Annotated in this window: 17 protein-coding genes, 1 other RNA gene and 1 riboswitch; of the genes, 2 read left to right on the top strand and 16 right to left on the bottom strand. The window is 38.6% G+C overall.

What is annotated here, in order from left to right:
- Positions 1 to 6: 6 nt before the first annotated feature.
- The 3 genes from ssrS to bsdcttw_RS03725 all read right to left on the bottom strand — a co-directional run bounded on the left by ssrS (position 7) and on the right by bsdcttw_RS03725 (position 2530).
- Positions 7 to 184: non-coding RNA, 6S RNA (ssrS, locus tag bsdcttw_RS03735), on the bottom strand.
- A 61-nt stretch (positions 185 to 245) separates the two neighbouring features.
- Positions 246 to 1733: a sensor histidine kinase gene (locus bsdcttw_RS03730; protein WP_185258074.1), complete on the bottom strand. Its 1488-nt coding sequence runs from the start codon at positions 1731 to 1733 to the stop codon at positions 246 to 248.
- 104 nt (positions 1734 to 1837) lie between these two features.
- Entirely contained in the window at positions 1838 to 2530 is a 693-nt protein-coding gene (locus tag bsdcttw_RS03725) for a response regulator transcription factor (protein ID WP_185258073.1), read from the bottom strand.
- 324 nt (positions 2531 to 2854) lie between these two features.
- Between bsdcttw_RS03725 and bsdcttw_RS03720 the strand changes: the two genes are divergently transcribed.
- Positions 2855 to 3502 carry an Ig-like domain-containing protein gene (locus tag bsdcttw_RS03720; protein WP_185258072.1) on the top strand — a complete coding sequence of 216 codons (648 nt, stop codon included), beginning with the start codon at positions 2855 to 2857 and terminating at the stop codon, positions 3500 to 3502.
- Between the two features lie 120 nt (positions 3503 to 3622).
- Here bsdcttw_RS03720 and bsdcttw_RS03715 read toward each other — a convergent pair whose 3' ends face one another.
- The 9 genes from bsdcttw_RS03715 to bsdcttw_RS03670 form a co-directional block, all read right to left on the bottom strand.
- Positions 3623 to 5086 (bottom strand): flotillin family protein, encoded by a 1464-nt coding sequence (locus tag bsdcttw_RS03715; RefSeq protein ID WP_185258071.1) that lies wholly within the window; start codon positions 5084 to 5086, stop codon positions 3623 to 3625.
- A gap of 99 nt (positions 5087 to 5185) precedes the next feature.
- The gene (locus tag bsdcttw_RS03710; RefSeq protein WP_185258070.1) at positions 5186 to 5725 is read right to left on the bottom strand and encodes a hypothetical protein; all 540 of its coding nucleotides are present in this window, start codon (positions 5723 to 5725) and stop codon (positions 5186 to 5188) included.
- A 633-nt stretch (positions 5726 to 6358) separates the two neighbouring features.
- On the bottom strand, positions 6359 to 7891 hold the full coding sequence (locus bsdcttw_RS03705; protein ID WP_185258069.1) for an ABC-F family ATP-binding cassette domain-containing protein: 1533 nt from the start codon (positions 7889 to 7891) through the stop codon (positions 6359 to 6361).
- A gap of 513 nt (positions 7892 to 8404) precedes the next feature.
- Positions 8405 to 8869 (bottom strand): methylated-DNA--[protein]-cysteine S-methyltransferase, encoded by a 465-nt coding sequence (locus tag bsdcttw_RS03700; RefSeq protein ID WP_185258068.1) that lies wholly within the window; start codon positions 8867 to 8869, stop codon positions 8405 to 8407.
- The gene (locus bsdcttw_RS25290; RefSeq protein ID WP_330602362.1) at positions 8866 to 10215 is read right to left on the bottom strand and encodes an Ada metal-binding domain-containing protein; all 1350 of its coding nucleotides are present in this window, start codon (positions 10213 to 10215) and stop codon (positions 8866 to 8868) included. The genes bsdcttw_RS03700 and bsdcttw_RS25290 overlap by 4 nt, the downstream gene beginning before the upstream one ends.
- 148 nt (positions 10216 to 10363) lie before the next feature.
- Complete coding sequence (locus bsdcttw_RS03685) at positions 10364 to 10981, bottom strand: lactate utilization protein (protein WP_185258067.1); 618 nt, start codon at positions 10979 to 10981, stop codon at positions 10364 to 10366.
- Positions 10982 to 11205: 224 nt separating this feature from the next.
- Entirely contained in the window at positions 11206 to 11343 is a 138-nt protein-coding gene (locus bsdcttw_RS03680; protein WP_185258066.1) for a hypothetical protein, read from the bottom strand.
- 130 nt (positions 11344 to 11473) lie between these two features.
- Positions 11474 to 13027, bottom strand: coding sequence for a bifunctional phosphoribosylaminoimidazolecarboxamide formyltransferase/IMP cyclohydrolase (gene purH, locus bsdcttw_RS03675; protein WP_185258065.1), 1554 nt, complete (start codon positions 13025 to 13027; stop codon positions 11474 to 11476).
- Positions 13028 to 13120: 93 nt separating this feature from the next.
- Positions 13121 to 13203: riboswitch (ZMP/ZTP riboswitch) on the bottom strand.
- Between the two features lie 98 nt (positions 13204 to 13301).
- On the bottom strand, positions 13302 to 13976 hold the full coding sequence (locus bsdcttw_RS03670; RefSeq protein ID WP_185258064.1) for a DinB family protein: 675 nt from the start codon (positions 13974 to 13976) through the stop codon (positions 13302 to 13304).
- Positions 13977 to 14365: 389 nt separating this feature from the next.
- Here bsdcttw_RS03670 and bsdcttw_RS03665 point away from each other — a divergent pair, with 389 nt between their 5' ends.
- Complete coding sequence (locus bsdcttw_RS03665) at positions 14366 to 15022, top strand: TIGR01906 family membrane protein (protein ID WP_185258063.1); 657 nt, start codon at positions 14366 to 14368, stop codon at positions 15020 to 15022.
- Here the strand turns inward: bsdcttw_RS03665 and bsdcttw_RS03660 are convergent.
- The 4 genes from bsdcttw_RS03660 to pstB form a co-directional block, all read right to left on the bottom strand.
- Complete coding sequence (locus bsdcttw_RS03660) at positions 14963 to 16714, bottom strand: ATP-binding protein (RefSeq protein WP_185258062.1); 1752 nt, start codon at positions 16712 to 16714, stop codon at positions 14963 to 14965. The genes bsdcttw_RS03665 and bsdcttw_RS03660 overlap by 60 nt on opposite strands.
- A 48-nt stretch (positions 16715 to 16762) precedes the next feature.
- The gene (locus tag bsdcttw_RS03655) at positions 16763 to 17467 is read right to left on the bottom strand and encodes a response regulator transcription factor (protein WP_185258061.1); all 705 of its coding nucleotides are present in this window, start codon (positions 17465 to 17467) and stop codon (positions 16763 to 16765) included.
- A 23-nt stretch (positions 17468 to 17490) separates the two neighbouring features.
- A complete protein-coding gene (gene phoU, locus bsdcttw_RS03650; protein ID WP_185258060.1) occupies positions 17491 to 18138 on the bottom strand; it encodes a phosphate signaling complex protein PhoU in 648 nt (215 codons plus the stop codon).
- A gap of 368 nt (positions 18139 to 18506) precedes the next feature.
- Positions 18507 to 19265, bottom strand: coding sequence for a phosphate ABC transporter ATP-binding protein PstB (gene pstB, locus bsdcttw_RS03645; RefSeq protein ID WP_197979822.1), 759 nt, complete (start codon positions 19263 to 19265; stop codon positions 18507 to 18509).
- Between the last annotated feature and the right edge of the window lie 48 nt (positions 19266 to 19313).

The following is a 19313-nucleotide window of genomic DNA, read 5'->3' as shown; positions in this document are numbered from 1 at the left end:
TTTTGTCAATACCCCGAAACGCCGTTTCCTGTATTTTGACTCCTAGCAAAAGCTAGGTGGGTTTCCGCATGCAAGCCTCTGTCTTCCACTGCAAACGGTGGCCTGACATAATCTTACAAATTAGGAATCCCTTATAAATGTTGTAGGTTCAAAATAACAGGAGTGTCGCACATCCCAGGAAATATCTTTTATGTCATTATTATAACCCAGACTTTTATTAATTTCAAGGTTCATTTGCGATAATATTACGAAATGTCCAACTCTTCTACATAATTTTCCAGGCTTTGAAAGGTAAAAACAAATTCTGTACCCTTTCCTTTTTCACTTTTTACCATTATTTCACCATCGTGTTTTAAGGAAATCTGTTTTGCAATGGCCAGACCAAGACCTGATCCCTGTTCGTTTTGCTTTAATTTTGAACGATAAAACTTATCAAAAATATAAGGCAGTTCATCCTCTGCAATTCCAACACCTTCATCACGAACCGATATTAATAGTTTATCCGTTTTGACTATATTTATGTGTATCTTAGAATCATTCATTGAAAATTTTACGGCATTGTCCAAGATTATTAAAAACATTTGTTTTAAACGGTCATAATCTCCCATCATAATACACACCGGATATTCTTTGGTGAATATCATTTCTATCTGTCTGTCCTGGCACCGTGGATGAAAACTTCGAATCAGGTCATCAAAAATCTGCACAACATTGACCGGTTCCTTTTCCACTTCAAAATCCGGGTTTTGCATTTTTGATAAAAGAAGCAGGTCGCCAACCAGTCGTTCCATCCCTTTACATTCTGCCAGGATCTTTGCATGATACTGCATAACTTTCTCTTCATCCGTAACAATTCCATCCACTAACATCTCGGTATATGCCCTGACAACGGTAATCGGCGTTCTAAGCTCATGGGAAACATTGGCAAAGAAATCAGTTCTCATCTGATCTCTGTTTTGCCTTTCTTCTTCGTTCTCTTTTAAGCGGTCTGCCAGAATATCAATGGTGGTAGCCAAGTCCCCTATCTCATCTTTACGCTTTAAATCCAATTTGGTTTCATACTTTCCGTCAGCCAGTAACAAAGCTGCGGATCTCATAGAGGTAATAGGCTTTGTGATACCTCTTGCAAATAGTATGGCTATAATAAAGGAAATGGAAAGGGCAATTCCAACACTGAAAAAAATCAGGTGGGTACTGCTGTTGATGATTTCTTCCTGATTCTTAATCTCTGTAGAAATAAGCACGGCTCCGACTACTTCTCCGTTTATAATTACCGGATATCCCTGAATCGCATTTTTTCCTCCAAGTTCTTCATAATAACCGCTTTTATTAGTATGCTTTCCTTGAAAGGCCTTTTCAACTACTGTTACAAAGTCCTTTGGCAGAGTGACATCTTCCAGGGAAAAATTCTCAAATTGTTTATCCATAGGATTTTTGGCACCCGGATTCGATATTGTCCAGATATCTGTTTCATCATCCATCTCCTGGACATTGTTCTGATAGTCCAGATAGCTGACGATTTCCTTATTGGTAATGGCTTTAGAAAGATTCTTCACGACCACAATTGCTTGTTTTAACATTTTCTCCCGGTAATTTTCCATAGTGGCACTTTCATACAGATTCATGAAAATAAGTCCAACCAGTATGGCAAAAAGAGTAAGTACAAGGGCATAATTAATATAGACCTTAAAAAAAAGCCTGTTAAAAGGCTTGCCCTGCAGTTTCTTATCCATTTATACTTTTACTCCTTTCGTATTAAACATTTACGAAAGGGGTATGAAAATATAATTATATAAATTGTATTTTCATTACCCCGTAAAACTTTTCTTAATCATTATTACTCTTCTATTTCGAATTTATAGCCCACTCCCCAAATAGTTTTTATATTCCAGTCGGGATGTTCTATTGCGTCCAATTTTGCCCTAAGACGCTTTATATGGGAATCAACAGTCCGGCTGTCTCCAAAATAATCAAATCCCCACAGACTGTCCAGCAAATTGTCCCTGGTAAAAACTTTGTTAGGGTTTTTTGCCAAGGTCCACATCGTTTCTATTTCTTTTTTCGTAAGTGACATCTTGTTTCCATTTATATGTAGGGTATATTCATCCAGATTAATTGTCATACCGCATACGGTTATGATATTCCCTGCCTTCACTTCCTTCTCCGTTTTGGTCATTCTTCGGAGCACCGCTCTTACTCTTGCCATAACTTCACTCGGACTAAAAGGTTTTACTATATAATCATCGGCACCAATATCAAGTCCCATTATTTTTTCAAAATCTTCGCCTCTGGCCGTTATCAGCAAAACAGGTACATTGGATATTGCCCTTATCTTTCGGCATACTTCATAACCATCTTCTTTCGGCATCATAACATCTAAAAGCACCGCTGAAGGGCTGAATTTTTCGAATAAACGGAAGGCTTCTTCCCCATCATTTGCAATGACCGGTTCCAATCCTTCTTTTTTGGAATACGCTGACAAGACATCCGTTATATCCTGATTATCATCGGCGATTAGTATATACTGCATTTCTTTTCCTCCAATATCCTCTAAGCTTTTGTCTTCGTAATTCGCTCCATATGCATTTTATTATATCTGGGTTCCTTCTTAAAAACAAGTGGAAAAGTCAGTCTATAAAAAAACGTAATGTCCGTAAGAAAAAATTAATATTTTGCCATGATTCTGACAAATTAATAGTTTATTTTATTTTTGTACATAATAAAGTACACTTATATCTTTCTATGTAGTTCTCCGAATTTCATAGATATTTTGAAAACAGGTCGATTTGTTATCAGGTTATAGAAAGCCACCTTTACTTCCTATACCAAGGCCTGTCCTTAGGAGGATATTGCCATGAAAACGAATTTATGGAAGAAGTGCCTTTTGGCATTTGGCATGTTTTTATTTTTAACTGTGCTATTGCCACCCGTATTCGGTAGTAATGCAGTTGCCAGTGCCTCAACCGTTGACGATGACCAAAACAGCATTAAATTAAATGTTAAGAGTAAGTCCCTTGTAAAAGATTCTACTTTCAATTTAAAGCTTTATAATGTTACAGAAAGCCAGAAAGTATCCTACAAATCAGGCGATTCCTCAATTGCCACGGTGGATGATTCCGGTCTTATTACCGCAGCTGGCTTTGGAACAACTATTGTAACTGTAACTGTAAAGGATGGCACAAAAACAGCTGCCTCCCTGGACTGTGAAGTTACCGTTGGCCCTCCTGCATTAAGTGTAAAGCTCACAAAATCTGAAATAACTCTTGTAATAGGAGATAAAACTTCCTTAACAGCTATTTTGAAACCGAACAACACCGTAGAAGAGGCCAGATTTTGGAGTAATGATTCCTCCATCGCATCTGTTAGCGTAGGCGGACGAGTATCGGCAAAAGCCGCAGGTGTAACCTACATCTTTGCTGCTATCGGAAATGGTAAATATGATTACTGTAAAGTTACCGTATTAGAAAAAGCAGAGGTAACCCCTACAGAATCCGCACAGTAATCTTAAAACTTAAAACAATAATGTAATAAATGCACCTTAAGTTTGGAACTAATCCATGATCCTAAGGTGCATTTTTGTATGTCTTCTTCCTAATGTATAACAGCATTAACTGTATTATTCTTATACCTCTTTATAGTCAGCTGTTACCTCTTCACTTTCTTCCTTATTATCCTTTTTTTCTTCCTTGTTTTCTTCTTTTGATAAGCTCTTCTTAATATTATCCATAAAGTTGATACCGGTTACTGCTTCAATGGCTTCCGGCAGTTGTGTAATGATATCCGTCACATATCCGGACACTTTAGCGGCACCTGAACCTTCTCCGTTACTGCCATTATCAATAATTACAATCTTCTCGGTCTTGGTAAGAGGTTCTGCTATGGAAGCTGCTATCTCCGGTAATTTCTCAATAATCATCTGAGTAATAGCAGCATCGTTATACTGCTTATAAGCTCCTGCCTTCTTTACCATTGTTTCTGCTTCTGCAGCACCTTTTGCAAGGATGGCGGCGGCTTCTGCTTCACCTTTGATCTTTATAGCTTCTGCTTCTGCCTCTGCTTTAATCTTGATTGCCATACTGGAGGCTTCTGCTTCCTTTAATTCAGAGTACTTCTTAGCATCTGCTTCCTTGCTGATACGATAATTCTCAGCATCTGCTTCTTTATTTACCGTAGCAAGCAATTCTTTCTCACGTCTGATAGCTTCTTTATCCTGAATTTCAGCTTCTTTTTCCTTCTTCGTTAACTCTACCAACATGGCAGTTTCGGTAACTTCTTTATCTACCTTATTCTTCTGGATTTCATAGGCAGAGTCTGCCTTTGCCTTTACCGTTTCCTGCTCTTGACGGTATCCCTGGATCTTTAATTCTTTTTCCTTATTCGCTTCCGCAACATGAGTTTCGGCAACGATTCTTGCTTCTTCTCCTAATCTCTCTGCTTCTGCTACCTTAATTTTAGTTTCCCTTAGGGCTTCTGCCTCTGCAATAGCTGCATTCTTTTTTACCTCTGCAATGCGGGGTTTACCAAGGGCCTCCAGATAACCATTCTTATCTGAAATATCTCGAATCGTAAATGCTTTTAATTCTAACCCCATGCTGGCAAGGCCCATCGCTGCTACTTCCTGAACCTGCGAAGCAAACTTTTCTCTATCCTTATAAATCTCTTCTACAGTCATCTTGGAAATTATTTCTCTAAGTTTACCTTCCAGTACATCCTTGCCGGTATCTTTTATAATTTCGATTGTCTGCTGTTCTCTGCCGGTATTAAATTGCTCTACTGCATTTAGAATGCTATCCTTATCGCTCTTTACCTTAATGACAGCAACACCGTCTGCCCGGATATCAACACCCTGTTCTGTTCTGGCTCCTTCTGTGCGGATTTCAATCTTCATATTTTCCAATGAAATCTTATCCGCTCTTTCCAATAACGGTATAACAAAACCACCGCCACCGGATATAACTCTTTTTCTAAGACCGGTTACGACAACCGCCTTATCCTGGGGAACTCTCTTCCAGGTTGTTGTAATTACCAGGGTAACCAATACAACCGCAGCGACTATAATTCCCGCAATCATAATACCTTCATACATTCCCTTAATCCTCCTATTAATACGTACTTCCATTGCCATACATCCTGTAGGCCGTGGTTTCCAAATCTATACCAGATATCCAAGAATTATTCTTTGATATCAGATATTCTCTGTTGATGTAACATAATACACATACCCTTCAATCCAGCAGATAGCTACGTTTACTCCTGCCTTTAACTCCTCTCCGTCAATGGTCTTAGCCGGTGAGGTATAACTGTTCCCATTAATAGTGTATCTTATCTCTCCAAACCCATTTTGGGGTATCGTTTCTGATACGGATGCCGGGAGTCCAATCAGATCATGTGCCTCCGGTGTACTTGTGTTTTGCGCCTTTTTAAGAGGTGTAACAATAAAATGCTGCATGAAATAGCAGATAATAAACCCAGTTACCACTGCAATTATAATGTCTATAAACCACATCAGACCCGGAACATACTCAATTAGCACCCAGCCGATTCCGCCAAAAATTGTTGAAAACAGAACTGCTACAATAGGACTTATGGGCAGTGCCAGGGAACTTCCTCCAAAATCCAGATTAAGTCCGTCAATCCCTGCAATATCAAAAACACTTCCCAGCAGAAGGGATAATATTATTAAAGCAATACCTACAAAAAAACACACCTGGAATAGTAAAAGCACCTTAACACCTCCTGTATGAAACTATCATACTACTCTCTTATTAATACCATATTACACAGAAATTAGAATTAGATTAGAAATATTCTCCATATTATTGTACTAAATGTGTTTCTTTTTGTCAATTTTAACCACTTGTAAGTCTTAAGGAACTACAGGTAAATCTGCGGCATATCATATGTAGGTTTTGGCAAGGTTTTAGTTTTTGGGGGTGGACGATGAGAGGCGACTTGTTATGCAGCTATGCGACTCAAGAACCCCTACTCCACTAAAGCGCCAGGAAACATAGCAGACAGTCAATTCAGTGCCAAACTCGCTGCGCTCAGACAATGGCACTGATTTTCCTTGCTATGTTTTCTGCCACTTAAGTGTCATAAGGGTTCTCTCGATGCATAGCTGCATAACAAGCCGCCTCTCATCTGTTTATCCAATATTTAGAATCCGGTTTTGGTTTTACATATTATGGTTTTACAAATTATGGTCTTGTATTTTATATTGGGTTCTTGCTAAGTTTCATTGTTCTTAAACTTATTTCATTTTACAGATGATTATCAAATGAGATAGATTGTAATTTTTATTATACTTTCATTTTGTTGTATAAAATAAGGATAAGATGGTTGAGTTACTTCTCTTTTTTTATAATTTTTCGATATCGATAATCTTTTCTACCCAATCTTGGTAAAAGGCTTCCTCATGAGACACCAGCAGTACTGTGCCCGAAAATTCTGACAGGGCTGTAATGAGTGATTCTTTTGCCTGTACATCCAGATGGTTTGTGGGTTCATCCATTATCAAAAAATTACAGGGTTTAAGCATAAGCAGGCACATCTTGACCTTGGCCTGTTCGCCGCCGCTTAAGGTCCCTATCTGCTGCATTGCGTGTTCGCTTGATATCCCGCAGCGGGCAAGGTGCTTTCTGATGTCTTTTTGTAAAAAGGACGGATTGGCTTCTGCTACAATCTGAATTGGAGTCTGATTCCCATCTTTCCATACAAAATCCTGCTCATAATATCCAGGAACTACTTGTTCGGAAAAAGAGTACTTTCCCTGCAGTGCTTTTATCTGCCCTAATAGGGTTTTAAGAAGCGTTGTTTTGCCGATTCCGTTAAATCCTGTAATAACGACTTTCTCTCCTCCTTTTATGGAAAAGCAAAGGTCTGATAGCAACGGATAGTCATATCCTACTGTCAGATGCTTTACTGACAATTGTTCCGTTATCGGCAGTGGTAAGCTGTCAAAATGAAATACGGGTTTTATTTCTTTTTGGGCAAGTGCATCCATCTTATCCATTCTCTCAAGCTGCTTCCTCCTGCCTTGTGCCATTTTGGATTTGCGTCCTGCAATGTTTCTTCTTATGAATTCTTCTGTCTTTTTTATTTCTCTTTGCTGGGCAGTGTATTGTCTGATATAGTCCTCCCGTAAAAAGGTCTTTTTTTTCAAGAATTCAGAATAGGAACCATAGTACTTTATTAATTTTTCATTATCGATATCACAGATACGATTTGTGATTTTTTCTAAGAAGCCATGGTCGTGAGATACTACCATATAAGCATTTTCCAGCCCTGTGAGATAACCGCAAAGCCATGTTACATGCTCTTTGTCAAGAAAATTAGTCGGCTCATCCAAGAGTAGAACGTCTGGTTTTTCTAATAATAGTTTGGCTAATATAACTTTTGTACGCTGCCCTCCGCTCATTTCTCCAATAGGGCGTTCCAAACCAAGGGAGAGTAACCCCAGACCTTCCGTTACCCGTTCGATGAATACATCAATGGAATAGAACCCTTTTTGTTCTAATTGTTCCTGAAACTTTGCTGCAAGTTCCAGTCCTTGTGTGTCACCGTCTGAAGCTCTTTTGTAAAGGTCATTCATGGCCTCTTCAATGGTATACAACTTATTAAAGGCTGTTTTCAAAAAATCTCCCATGGTCGTACTTTTATCTATACTGGCATATTGATCCAGGTATCCGACAGTGATTTTAGGCTGCCATAGGATACGTCCGCTATCCGGAATAACTTGTTCCGTACAAATTTTTATTAAGGTACTCTTTCCGGTACCATTCTGTCCTACTATCCCTAAATGCTCACCTTTATTTAATACCAGCTCTGCCTCTTTATAGAGCCGGTTATCTCCGTATGAATGGGTTAATTCTGTTATTTCTAATAAACTCATAATTATATTCTTCCTTTCCGTTATCCCTCTGTTGTCATATCATTAGGGTACCTACCGCCTTATTTCTCAAACAAAAAAGCAGAAAGCAAAGATACCTTAATTGTATCCGCCTTCTGCTGATTGCATTTCTTCTTTCTCTGCATAACAAAAGGCTATGGACAAAACAATGTCCATAGCCTTCCCTCAAAAATCCCAGCAGAAAAAAGAGCAAAAAACAGGTATCTGAAAATTCCTGCTCTATTACTCCTTCTTCCGATGATTGGATTCCTTAGGACCTGTCAAGCTCTGCACAATGTTTCATCGGTTTGAATTGTACAGAGCCAAGTCTTCGTGTTAGTTTATCTGTTATATAAAAGCTCATGGCTTATCTCCTCTAAATACATACTATAGGAACAGAAAGCTATTCCTGAAGCAAATGCACGGCGGATAAATCACCGCTTTTATCAGAAAATTGAAAATAAGTTCTGATAAGTTCTATTATGGCTCCCATAATAGCATGAGATTTTAACTTTGTCAATTAATTACTGGTCTTTTCTCCAGTTGAAGCAGCGCTTCTTTCATTGCAAGACCACCGGCATAGCCAACAAGGCGGCCATTTGTACCAATTACCCGGTGGCAAGGCACAACAATATTAATAGGATTTTTATTATTTGCTAATCCTACCGCCCGGCTTCCTCTTGGACTGCCAATGGCTTCTGCTACCTGTTTGTATGTGCAAACTGTTCCATAGGGAATCTGCAAAAGCGCATCCCATACCTTTTTTTGAAACTCTGTACCTTCCAGCTGATACGGGAAATCAAATATCACTCTCCTTCCCTCCAGATACTCACACACCTGTTTATAAGCATTATCAGAAAGTGCAGAGGGTTCATTTTTCGTATCAATCTTGTCTGCTCTTTTTAAATAAACAACCGATTGTTCCTTATAACCGATTTTTAAAATTCCGTATTTAAAATTATAATAAGCATATTTTATCATAATTGGCACTCCTTTCTGAATGCTGCAGGTGATTGTCCTGTTTCTTTCTTAAAGAAGCGGTAAAATGAAGACATTCCGCCGAAGCCAACAGAATATGCAATATCAACTATATCTTCACCGGTACAAGACAAGAGGTCTTTTGCCTTTTCCAAACGCAGCCTGTCAGTATATTCTGACAATGTGATACCATATTCATTCTTAAATATTTCACCGACCCGATGCTTTGATAAACCAATTTCCTTTAATTCCTGACTAGTTTTACTCCTCTTTGTATAGGAATCCTCCAGCAGTAGTCTCACCTTTTCTGCAATTTCCTTCATGGGCTGATAATCAAAAAGGTCACTTCTACAGCGCTTGCAAGGACGAAAGCCCGCCTCTTTTGCTTGCTCCGCCGTATCAAAATAGCAGATGTTCTCCCGTTTTGGTACTTTAGATTTGCAGGAGGGGCGGCAATATATTCCGGTGGATTTGACGGCATAAAAGAAAATTCCATCATAGGATGGGTCGCTTTCATATACCGCCCTCCACATATCATCTTGCTGATATTTATTTGCTTTTTTTACCTCAACATTATCCTTGTCCGCTTGTCTTACTTTTAATTGCTTAACAACTGATGCATTTGACTTTATTTCCTTTGCCTCTATTTCTTTTACCTTTCTCTGCTTTTCGTCACTAATGCTTTCCTTATGTGCTACAATTTTCTTTGCTGCGGGATCTGCCATATCGGGTAAAGCTCCTCCGGCGATTGCCCAAAGATATAAACTTGCTACTGTTCCATAGGGTGAGTAACGTTTGGCATATTTGGCGAATTCCTTACGGTCAATATTTTTCTTATGATATAGCATCCGCATTCCGCGGTGGATTGCCAAGTCCCCAAAACTCACCACATCCGGGCGCTGCATGGAAAATATCATAAGCATTTCAGCCGTCCAAACACCAATGCCCTTTAATTCCGAAAGTTCTTTGATTATTTCACTGTCTGTCAGCTGATTTAGTTCTTCTATTTTAAATTCATTCTTCTTTACTTTTGTTGCAAAATCTTTGATATATCCTGCTTTTTTATAGGTAATGCCAATGCTTTGCAATTCTGCTTCCGAAAGCCCATCAATCGTTTCTGCATCTACCTTGCCCAGTTTTTCACAGAGCCTCATCCAGATTGTCTCCTGCGCACGAGTAGATATCTGCTGTCCAATAATATGATGTATTATAGAAGAGAACAAGTTCCTATCGACTCTCCTCTGTATCGGACCTATCAGATCAATGGCAGCTCCCAGCCTTTTATCCCGGTTCTTCAGATACTTTACTGCATCTTCGCTATATTCAAAATACAAATTGCCATTTTGCATAATTTAATCCTCTTTGTATTATCATCCTTCTTCGCAGGCGGAAGTACACTGCTCTGCTATTTATTAAAGCAATCTATCTGTAGTTACATGATGTTATTATAGCATACCTATTATTTTATTTCTTCCCAATACAGGACATGTAATTATATCAGAAGCCAAAATTTCCTTCTATTATAACAACTTTTATCCTGTCCTTTATCAGCTGACCCGTTATCAACACAAAGTCATTGCATATTCTTTGCTGATGGCTGCAATCAATGCATTTTCCTAACTTTGTACAAGGTGTGTCCTTTCCCAGCCGTTTAGCATCAAGAGGAGCGGCTATCTGCCGGGTACGTACTATGGCTTCCTCCGCATTCTCTGTTATCTTGTTCGTACCCACAACTACAATTACTTGCCTGGGGCCATAAATCATTGGAGCAACACGGCTTCCGTTTCCATCTATATTAAACAGCTCTCCATCCTCGGTTATAGCATTGGTACCGGTTATAAAAGTATCTGCTTCAAAGTTCTTTAAATAGAGTGCACGCTTATCCTCCGAAGTCAAGTTCTGCTGATGCTTATTATAAAATATATAATCTCCGCTTCGAAGATACTCAAATACTCCTGTCTCCTCTAAAGTAACAGAATCTCCGCATCCTACTGTTTCACCTCTTTTAATCAGTTTGGACAAAAGCAGAAGCAGTTCCTCCCGGTTCTTTACATAATATCCTGACATCTTATTTTTTTCTAGATTCGCAATTGTTTTCGTTATTCGTTCCTTCATATCACTTGCCCCCCGCTATCCTAACCAATTACCTGCCAATAAACAGCCGTGTCTTACATACTGCAGCCAGAATTTTAAGCACTATATTCCTTTACCGCTATCTATACCTCTGCCTTTCATCCACATTCTCCTCTTAGCTCGAAAACTTTATACACAACTATTAGCTTTTACGCTCTTTGCATCTTGTACACAGGTTTTCATATACTCATTCGGTTATAATAATATCATAATTCATATACACTGATGAAAGCAAGTCCAATCAGCTTCAGACTAACTACTAATAGATTACTAACCAATAGTAAGGTCAAAAAATGGCAGTGCCAGCAGCAAAGGATACTCTTCTTTGCTGTCAGAACTGCCAAACTGTATCTTCTATTCTTTTAAAAAGTTATAAATATGGCCTGGATTGTTTGAGTTATCAGGTGCCACTTTCTGCACCTCGTAATCTATTACCTAAGATGATGTTTCGTATACCTTAAGAAATACAGGGTATTAATGTTTAAAGTGTCTCATTCCGGTAAATACCATTGCGATTCCATATTCATTGCATTTTTTAATGGAGTCCTCATCACGAACAGAACCTCCGGGCTGAATAATCGCTGTAATACCACCTTCATGAGCAGCTTCTACGCAGTCATCAAAAGGGAAGAAGGCATCAGAAGCAAGAACTGCGCCGCAGGAAGCTTCTTGCCCAATTAACTCTTTGCTGTGTTCAATGCTCTGCTTCGCAGCCCAGATACGATTTACCTGTCCCGGCCCGATTCCTACAGACTGCTTATCCTTTGCCAAGGCAATACCATTGGACTTCACAAACTTAACAACTTTCATAGCAAAAAGCATGTCTTCCAATTCTTTCTCCGTTGGCTTTCTATCCGTTACTACCTTGATGTCTTCTTGATTCAAAAGTTTGCTGTCTATAGTCTGAACGATAAGTCCGCCATTTACTTTCTTTAAGTCATAAGCATTTTCATCCTGAGGCACTTCGATATCTGCTAACTGCAGCACTCTAACATTTTTCTTACCTTTTAATATAGCAAGCGCCGCTTCTTCAAAGTCGGGAGCTACAATAACCTCCAGGAAGATTTTGCTCATCTCTTCTGCCATGTATGCTGTCACCTTGCGATTTACAACTACGATACCCCCAAAGATAGATACCTTATCTGCCAGATAAGCCTTGTCCCAGGCTTCATCAATAGTAGCCGCACTTCCTACTCCGCAGGGATTTCCATGTTTGCAGGCAACAACCGTAGGTTCACTGAATTCTTTTAATAATTCCAAAGCTCCGTTGGTATCATTGATGTTGTTAAAGGATAATTCCTTACCGTTAAGCTGTCTGGCATCTACAATAGAACCCTTTTTCTTTCCGATTTCACGGTAAAAGGCTGCCCTTTGATGTGGATTTTCACCATATCTCATATCCTGCACCTTTTCATAGGTAAGGGTCAAGGTCTCAGGAAGGCTGGTATCTTTTCTTTCTTTCTTAAGGTAATCCGCAATCATCGTGTCATAATTAGAAGTATGCATGAATACTTTCTGCATTAAATAGAACTTGGTATCAAGGCTGACCTTTCCCTCTTGCTTTAATTCGTTAAGCACCTTATTATAGTCAGCAGGGTCTGTTACCACAGCAACGTCCTGATAATTCTTAGCCGCACTGCGAAGCATAGTAGGTCCGCCGATATCAATATTCTCAACTGCTTCTTCTCTGGTAACATCCTCTTTTAAGATTGTTGCTTTAAAAGGATAAAGATTTACAATAACAAAATCTATAGGCTCGATCTGAAGGTCTTTTAGCTGCTTCATGTGTTCTTCTTTCCCTCTCATGGCAAGAAGTCCTGCATGAATCGCCGGGTGCAGTGTCTTTACCCTTCCGTCCAGGCATTCAGGAAATCCTGTTACTTCTGACACTTCCATTGCCGCAACGCCTTCATCCATCAGCTTTTTATAGGTTCCGCCGGTAGATAAAATCTGAATGCCTAATGCCTCCAACTCTTTTGCAAATTCCACAATCCCTGTTTTGTCTGATACGCTGATTAATGCTCTCATCTTCGTTCTCCTTTTCTTAACTCGCTAAATAAATATAAAGCCACTGTCAGACAGCAAAAAACCGCCCTGGTAACCTGATAATATTCCTATTACCAAAGCTGCCCAGGCGGTCGGCATATCGTATTTTTGTACTCCCTATGGGTAAGCTCCCATTTCCGCCAGTCATACAAAATCTATCTTTAGTTTACAATATTTAAAACCCTATGGCAAGCCCCGGTTACTTATAAATATTATGATATCTGCTTATTATTGACTAAGATAAAGTACCTTAAATTCACTTCTGTAATTTCTTTTTCAGTTTCAGACTGTCATTCAAATGCCCCACCTGGTGTCTAGTGATCGGCATTAAGAGAATTCCGGTGATATTCTTCCTTCCCCAGAAATCAAGGAGCCAGATGGAATCCCCCTGTTTGGTTACCCCGCCTTCTTCCAGAATCCTATCGATGCTTTCCTTCCTGACCTTCCTCTTCAAGTCAGGTAATGTAAGATTATCTATGAGCTCTTTCGTTCGGCTTCCTACAGCATCACGGTAATTTTTTAGTTCATCCATTTTTAAATTTTTGCTTAGTTCCAGAATTTCATCGTCAGTCATAGCATTTCCAGTATCTTTCACCTGTACCCCCAGACGTTTAAGCCAAGACTCATCCAGTACCTGTTCTCTCTCGCCTATCAGGATATTTGCCGTAAGATCTTCAATTCGTGTAATATGCCAGATATTCCAGGCAACTGTTACATCCTTTACTGTAGGCATCGTTACAAAGGCTTTATCCGTTAATCCCTCCCAGACTTCATCCATAAGGGTGCTGCCTGACCCCTGGGTTACAGAGGAGTGAAGCATCGAATGCATTTCCAAACATAGATTTTTTGCCTCTTCAAATCTCTCAGGTTTTGCCAGTAATTCTTTTAATTGTGCCTGCTTGGGATTCCAATCAGTTCCCGGTTGAAACATACTATCCACCATACCCTTTCCATGCTATTATTTTGACTCTCGGTCCATCTATTTATGGAGCAAGAAACTATCTTTCCTTTATAAACTCTGTATCTCTACGACACCAGATACTCTCTCCTTTTCATAGCGACCGGACAGCCTTCGATAAAAGTAAGCTTGCTCCACTCACAAATTGCAAGCAAGCTTGCATATGCTCATTACGCTTATTATATCATAAAAGACGGTAGGCTTGTCTATATACTTTGTTGATTTTTCCAGAAAATAGAATAAGCATTATAAACTATTTGCTTAAATTCATGTATAAAGTTATAATATGTACTTAGAATAAGTATTATGGTAATTTCATACTGCCATGGGATTATTAGGAATATTTCGAAAGGATTATGAATATGAAAAAGATAAAAATTACAGATCTTGGTATCGGTCTTTTATTTACCCTATTCTTTATATCAGCAGGGGTTATACTTGCAGTGAATTTCAGACCGCTTTATTATTATGATATAAAACACCTTAATATAGAAAAGACCTCTGGTGTAGAGGCCTCCGTGATCAGGGAAAATTATGATGCTCTGATTGATTATAATTCTCCTTTTTATAAAGGAGAGCTGGTGTTTCCAACCCTTCCCTCATCCGCTCCAGCCCTGGAACATTTTAAGGAAGTGAAACATATCTTTGTTTCCTTTTATTATATCTGTGCTGTAACTGCCCTGCTCCTGATTATAGCTATCCTCTACAAGAGAAAACGAAAAGATTACAGTTATCTTTTCCCCTCGGGCATAACAGTATTGGTGCTGCCGCTATTAATAGCGATTGCCTGTGCTGTTAATTTTGACCGGCTGTTTATTGTTTTTCATAAGATCTTTTTCCGTAATAATTATTGGCTGTTTGACCCGGCTACCGATCCGATTATTAATCTGCTCCCGGATACCTTCTTTATGCACTGCCTCATACTTATAATAGGTATAATCCTTATAGGAAGTCTATGCTTAATTCTTTTTTCCAGACTCGTAAGGAAGGGCAATAACAAATTCCGTTCCCATTCCTAAAGTGCTGTTAACCTGGATGTTACCTCCGTAAAGCTCTACGATATGCTTTACGATCGATAATCCAAGGCCTGTTCCGCCCTGCTTTCTGGAGCGGCCTCTGTCTACACGGTAAAAACGTTCAAAAATTCGGGGCAGATACTCTTTCTCAATGCCAATTCCCGTGTCTTTTACCCCAAGCACCAGATTACCATCCTCTTCTTTTAAACTAATGGTTATAATGCCTTCTTCCGTGTATTTTATAGCATTATCCAATAAATTGATAAAAAGCTGCTTCATCCTGTCGGGATTACAATAAAAAGGCTTAAGATAGGGTTCGGGCTCAAAGACTATTTTAAGATTCTCTTTTAATTTTGGCTCAAGCAGTTCAATTACTGCTTTTACACACTCGTTGATATCATAGGGAAGCTTTTCAAACTCTCTTTTGGATTCAATTTCCTGTAACAATAAGATATCTTGAATAAGTGTAAAGAGTCTCTCAGCCTCAATATCAATAATATCTAAGAAGCGGTTTGCTACTGCTTCTTCTTTTATGGCTCCATTTTTTAAGGTATCAATAAATCCTCTGATTGAGGTTAGTGGTGTCTTTAATTCATGGGTGACATTGGATACGAAATCTCTTCGCATATTCTCCAGTTTCTTTAACTGGGTGATATCCTCAATAATTAAAAGGACACCAAAGGACTTCTCTCCATCCAGCCCCAGGGGGGTACCGGTAACTCTAATATAACGCAAAGATGGACCTGATACGGTTCCCTCTTTCATAACACTTGTTTTCGTTTCTTTTACTTCATCCACCGCATCAAATATTGCAGCATTTCTAAAAATAGAATATAAAGACTGCCCTACTGCTATGGATTTCTTTGCATGATTTATCTTTTCGAAGGATTTATTAAAAAAGAGCACATCACTGCTGTCATCAATGGCAACAACGCCTGCTTCCATACTGCTTAACATAGCCTCCAGCTCTGCATTTCTGTGTGTCAGGCTGGCTATTGTAGTTTTTAAATTTCCTGCCATAGTATTGAAGGAAGCCGCAAGTTTACCTACGACTGATTTGTCTCTTGTATATATCTTAATATTATAGTCACCATTGGATATTCTCTCTGCTGCCTTTGCCACCTCATTTATAGGCTTGGTTAAAAATCCTGTAAATACAGCGGCTGCAACCATAGCTAACAACAGACATAAAAACACCGTAAGCTCAAGTGTTCCCTCTAACTTGTCAGTAAGGCTTTTTATTGATGAAAATGGCAGAGATATTCGGATGACACCACTAAAATCGGCGGTATTTACAGGCACTGCACTATAGGAATATTCCTGCTTCATGGTGTTGGAATATCTAGTTACAGATGCACTCTTACCATTTAAGGCACTTTTCACTTCTTCTCTGGATTTATGATTTTCCAATTTTTCGTCTGTGGTAGAATCTGCAATAACATTACCATCTTTATCTATAATGGTAATTCTGCAATTGTATTTATTTCCGTATTTATCAACGAAAGTTTCATAATCCTGGTCCGATTGAAAGCCAGTCATAGTAAAAATGTCTGCCACCATCTGTGCCTGAACCAGATAACGATCTTCACTATTCTTATATAAATAATCCGAGGTCTCACTCCAGATTAAGACTCCTGCTATTCCAAGCGCCAGAATAATTGTCGCAAGGTAACTAATATAAAGCTTTTTCTGCATATTAACCTCCATATTATGGGCGTACGCATATTGAAATCACACCCTGCTTTAAGCAAACTTGTAACCTATTCCTCTTACTGTTTTGATGTAGATAGGATGACTTTCATCTTTTTCTATCTTCTTTCTTAAATTGCTTACGTGAACATCCACAGTCCTGGTCTCACCGATATAATCATATCCCCAGACCTTTTCTAAGAGGTTATCTCTGGTAAATACAATCCCTCTGTTTTTCGCAAGAAGATATAAGAGCTCAAATTCCTTAAAGGATAATTCTATTGGAATCCCATCAAGGGTTACAGTTCTTCTGGAACGATTAATTTCCATATGGTCAATGACAAGTTTTTCTTCCCTATCATCCTTTTCATCAGTGTTTTTCGTGATTCCTTCTGTCCTTCTAAGTACTGCTTTGATACGAGCAGATAGCTCATGGATTCCAAAAGGTTTCACCAGATAATCATCGGAACCAACCTCAAGACCCACTACCTTACTGATTTCATCCCCTTTTGCAGTCAGAAATATAACAGGAATACTGCGGTAATTCTTATCTGATCGAATTCTACGCAGTACTTCAATTCCGTCTATTCCTGGAAGCATCCAGTCCAACAGTACAATATCAACTTTTTCGGCGGCCAGTATTTCAAGGGCATGTTCACCGGATTCAGCCTTTAGAACTCTATAACCATCTCTTTCCAAATTATAAGCCAGTAATTCCAAGATATGTTCTTCATCGTCTACTGCTAATATTGTTTTCATGAAAATCCCCCCTTACGTGAACTTTAACCAACCGTTAGATTTCCAGTAACAATATAGGTTATCCATTCCGCTATATTGGTAGCATGATCCGCCATTCTCTCCAGATATTTAATCATCATCAAATAGCAGATACACTGGGGTACTAACTCAGGTTTGTTCTGCATGGTAAAGGACAGCTCATCTGTAATTTTTTCAAAATCACCGTCTACTTCATCGTCTGCCTCAATAACAGACTTTGCTTTTTCCACATCTCCTTCAACAAAGCTGTCAATGGTGTTAATAACCATTTTTTTCATTGCTTCAATCATTGACTCCAAGGATTTCGGTGCTTCCATCTGGGGATATTTATTCAGTTTAATTACATACTCTGAAATATCGGCACATTGATCTGCAATACGTTCAATATCCGTTATTATCTTCATAATGGAAGTTATCTTTCTTAAATCAGATGCCAACGGCTGCTGCTTCGCAATGATATTGATGCACTCTTTTTCAATCTGCTGTTCCAGCAAATCAATCTCATCATCACGGTCAATAATCTTCTTTGCCTTTTCAACATCCTTGTCATGAATAACACCAATCATTTCATTCATTGACAGTTCCAATATACTTCCCATCTTTATTACATCATTATTTAGCTCCTCCAACTGTGCAAGAAAAGTCTGCCTCATTCTATTTCAGCTCCTATCCGCCCATAGGGCAATTTAATTATCAATATCATAGCATTTTTGTATATATTTGCAAGTCTTTTAAGAACACTTTACTTAGATTCTATTAATCTTAAGTGATATAAAGGTTTTACTTAAAATTAAAGTCCCGAAAGTCCTATTTAATTCCTGGAAATTATTGCTTTTGTAAATTATCTCATGGAATTATTCCAGTTAATTAAGGCTTCTGTAAATTCCTCTTGATTATACGCTATAATATTTCCTGTAAATTATAGTTTCTGTAAAATTTATTTAAATTATTTCTATCAAAATCCTTAAAATCCATACTTTTGTATTCTCTTCGGACGGCTTCTGTTTGACGATTCATGGAATCAGCCAAATCTTCCTGTTATATAATCTTCTGTCTTTTTATTTACCGGTTTGTTAAATATCTGCTCCGTATCACCGTATTCTATCACCTCTCCTGTCAGGAAAAAGGCTGTTTTATCCGATATACGTCCTGCTTGCTGCATATTATGTGTTACTATAATGATAGTATAGTTCTTCTTTAATTCTGAAGCAAGATCTTCAATCTTAATAGTTGAGATAGGGTCAAGTGCTGAAGTCGGTTCATCCATTAAAATAACTTCCGGTTCAATTGCAAGTGTTCTGGCAATACAGATTCTCTGCTGCTGTCCGCCGGACACTGCCAAAGCACTTTTCTTTAACTTATCTTTCACTTCGTCCCAAATAGCTGCCTGTCTTAAAGACTTCTCTACTATTTCATCCAAAGCGCTCTTTTTCTTAACTCCATGTATTCTCGGACCATAGGCTACATTATCATAAATACTCATTGGGAATGGATTGGGCTGCTGAAATACCATACCAACTCTGGATCTTAACATGATAGCATCAAAATCCTTATAGATATCCACACCATCAAGAGTTACTTCTCCATTAATCTTAACTCCCTCAACCAAGTCATTCATTCTGTTTAATGTTTTTAAAAAGGTAGATTTTCCACAGCCTGACGGTCCTATAAAAGCTGTAATCTTGCCCTGTTCTATGTTCATATTTATGTTCTTAAGGGCCTGAAAGTTTCCATAGAATAAATCCAGGTCTCTGACTGTAAATTTCACTTTTTCGCTCAAAATAACCTCTTTTCTGAATATTCAATCATCAATTGAACACTCTTTTAT

The organism is Anaerocolumna chitinilytica, from assembly GCF_014218355.1.
In the GTDB taxonomy this organism is placed as follows: Bacteria; Bacillota; Clostridia; order Lachnospirales; family Lachnospiraceae; genus Anaerocolumna; species Anaerocolumna chitinilytica.
The sequence above is the reverse complement of the archived record's forward strand: the minus strand, read 5'-3'. Positions and strand labels throughout refer to the sequence as shown.

Bases quoted from the DNA above. Each gene is read 5' to 3' on its own strand.
- bsdcttw_RS03665 (WP_185258063.1), top strand. From the start codon at position 14,366: ATGAAAAAGATAAAAATTACAGATCTTGGTATCGGTCTTTTATTTACC.
- bsdcttw_RS03705 (WP_185258069.1), bottom strand. From the start codon at position 7,891: ATGAGTTTATTAGAAATAACAGAATTAACCCATTCATACGGAGATAAC.
- bsdcttw_RS03725 (WP_185258073.1), bottom strand. From the start codon at position 2,530: ATGCAGTATATACTAATCGCCGATGATAATCAGGATATAACGGATGTC.
- bsdcttw_RS03700 (WP_185258068.1), bottom strand. From the start codon at position 8,869: ATGATAAAATATGCTTATTATAATTTTAAATACGGAATTTTAAAAATC.
- bsdcttw_RS03685 (WP_185258067.1), bottom strand. From the start codon at position 10,981: ATGAAGGAACGAATAACGAAAACAATTGCGAATCTAGAAAAAAATAAG.
- phoU (WP_185258060.1), bottom strand. From the start codon at position 18,138: ATGAGGCAGACTTTTCTTGCACAGTTGGAGGAGCTAAATAATGATGTA.
- bsdcttw_RS03720 (WP_185258072.1), top strand. From the start codon at position 2,855: ATGAAAACGAATTTATGGAAGAAGTGCCTTTTGGCATTTGGCATGTTT.
- bsdcttw_RS03670 (WP_185258064.1), bottom strand. From the start codon at position 13,976: ATGTTTCAACCGGGAACTGATTGGAATCCCAAGCAGGCACAATTAAAA.
- purH (WP_185258065.1), bottom strand. From the start codon at position 13,027: ATGAGAGCATTAATCAGCGTATCAGACAAAACAGGGATTGTGGAATTT.
- bsdcttw_RS03660 (WP_185258062.1), bottom strand. From the start codon at position 16,714: ATGCAGAAAAAGCTTTATATTAGTTACCTTGCGACAATTATTCTGGCG.
- bsdcttw_RS03730 (WP_185258074.1), bottom strand. From the start codon at position 1,733: ATGGATAAGAAACTGCAGGGCAAGCCTTTTAACAGGCTTTTTTTTAAG.
- bsdcttw_RS03655 (WP_185258061.1), bottom strand. From the start codon at position 17,467: ATGAAAACAATATTAGCAGTAGACGATGAAGAACATATCTTGGAATTA.
- bsdcttw_RS03715 (WP_185258071.1), bottom strand. From the start codon at position 5,086: ATGTATGAAGGTATTATGATTGCGGGAATTATAGTCGCTGCGGTTGTA.
- bsdcttw_RS25290 (WP_330602362.1), bottom strand. From the start codon at position 10,215: ATGCAAAATGGCAATTTGTATTTTGAATATAGCGAAGATGCAGTAAAG.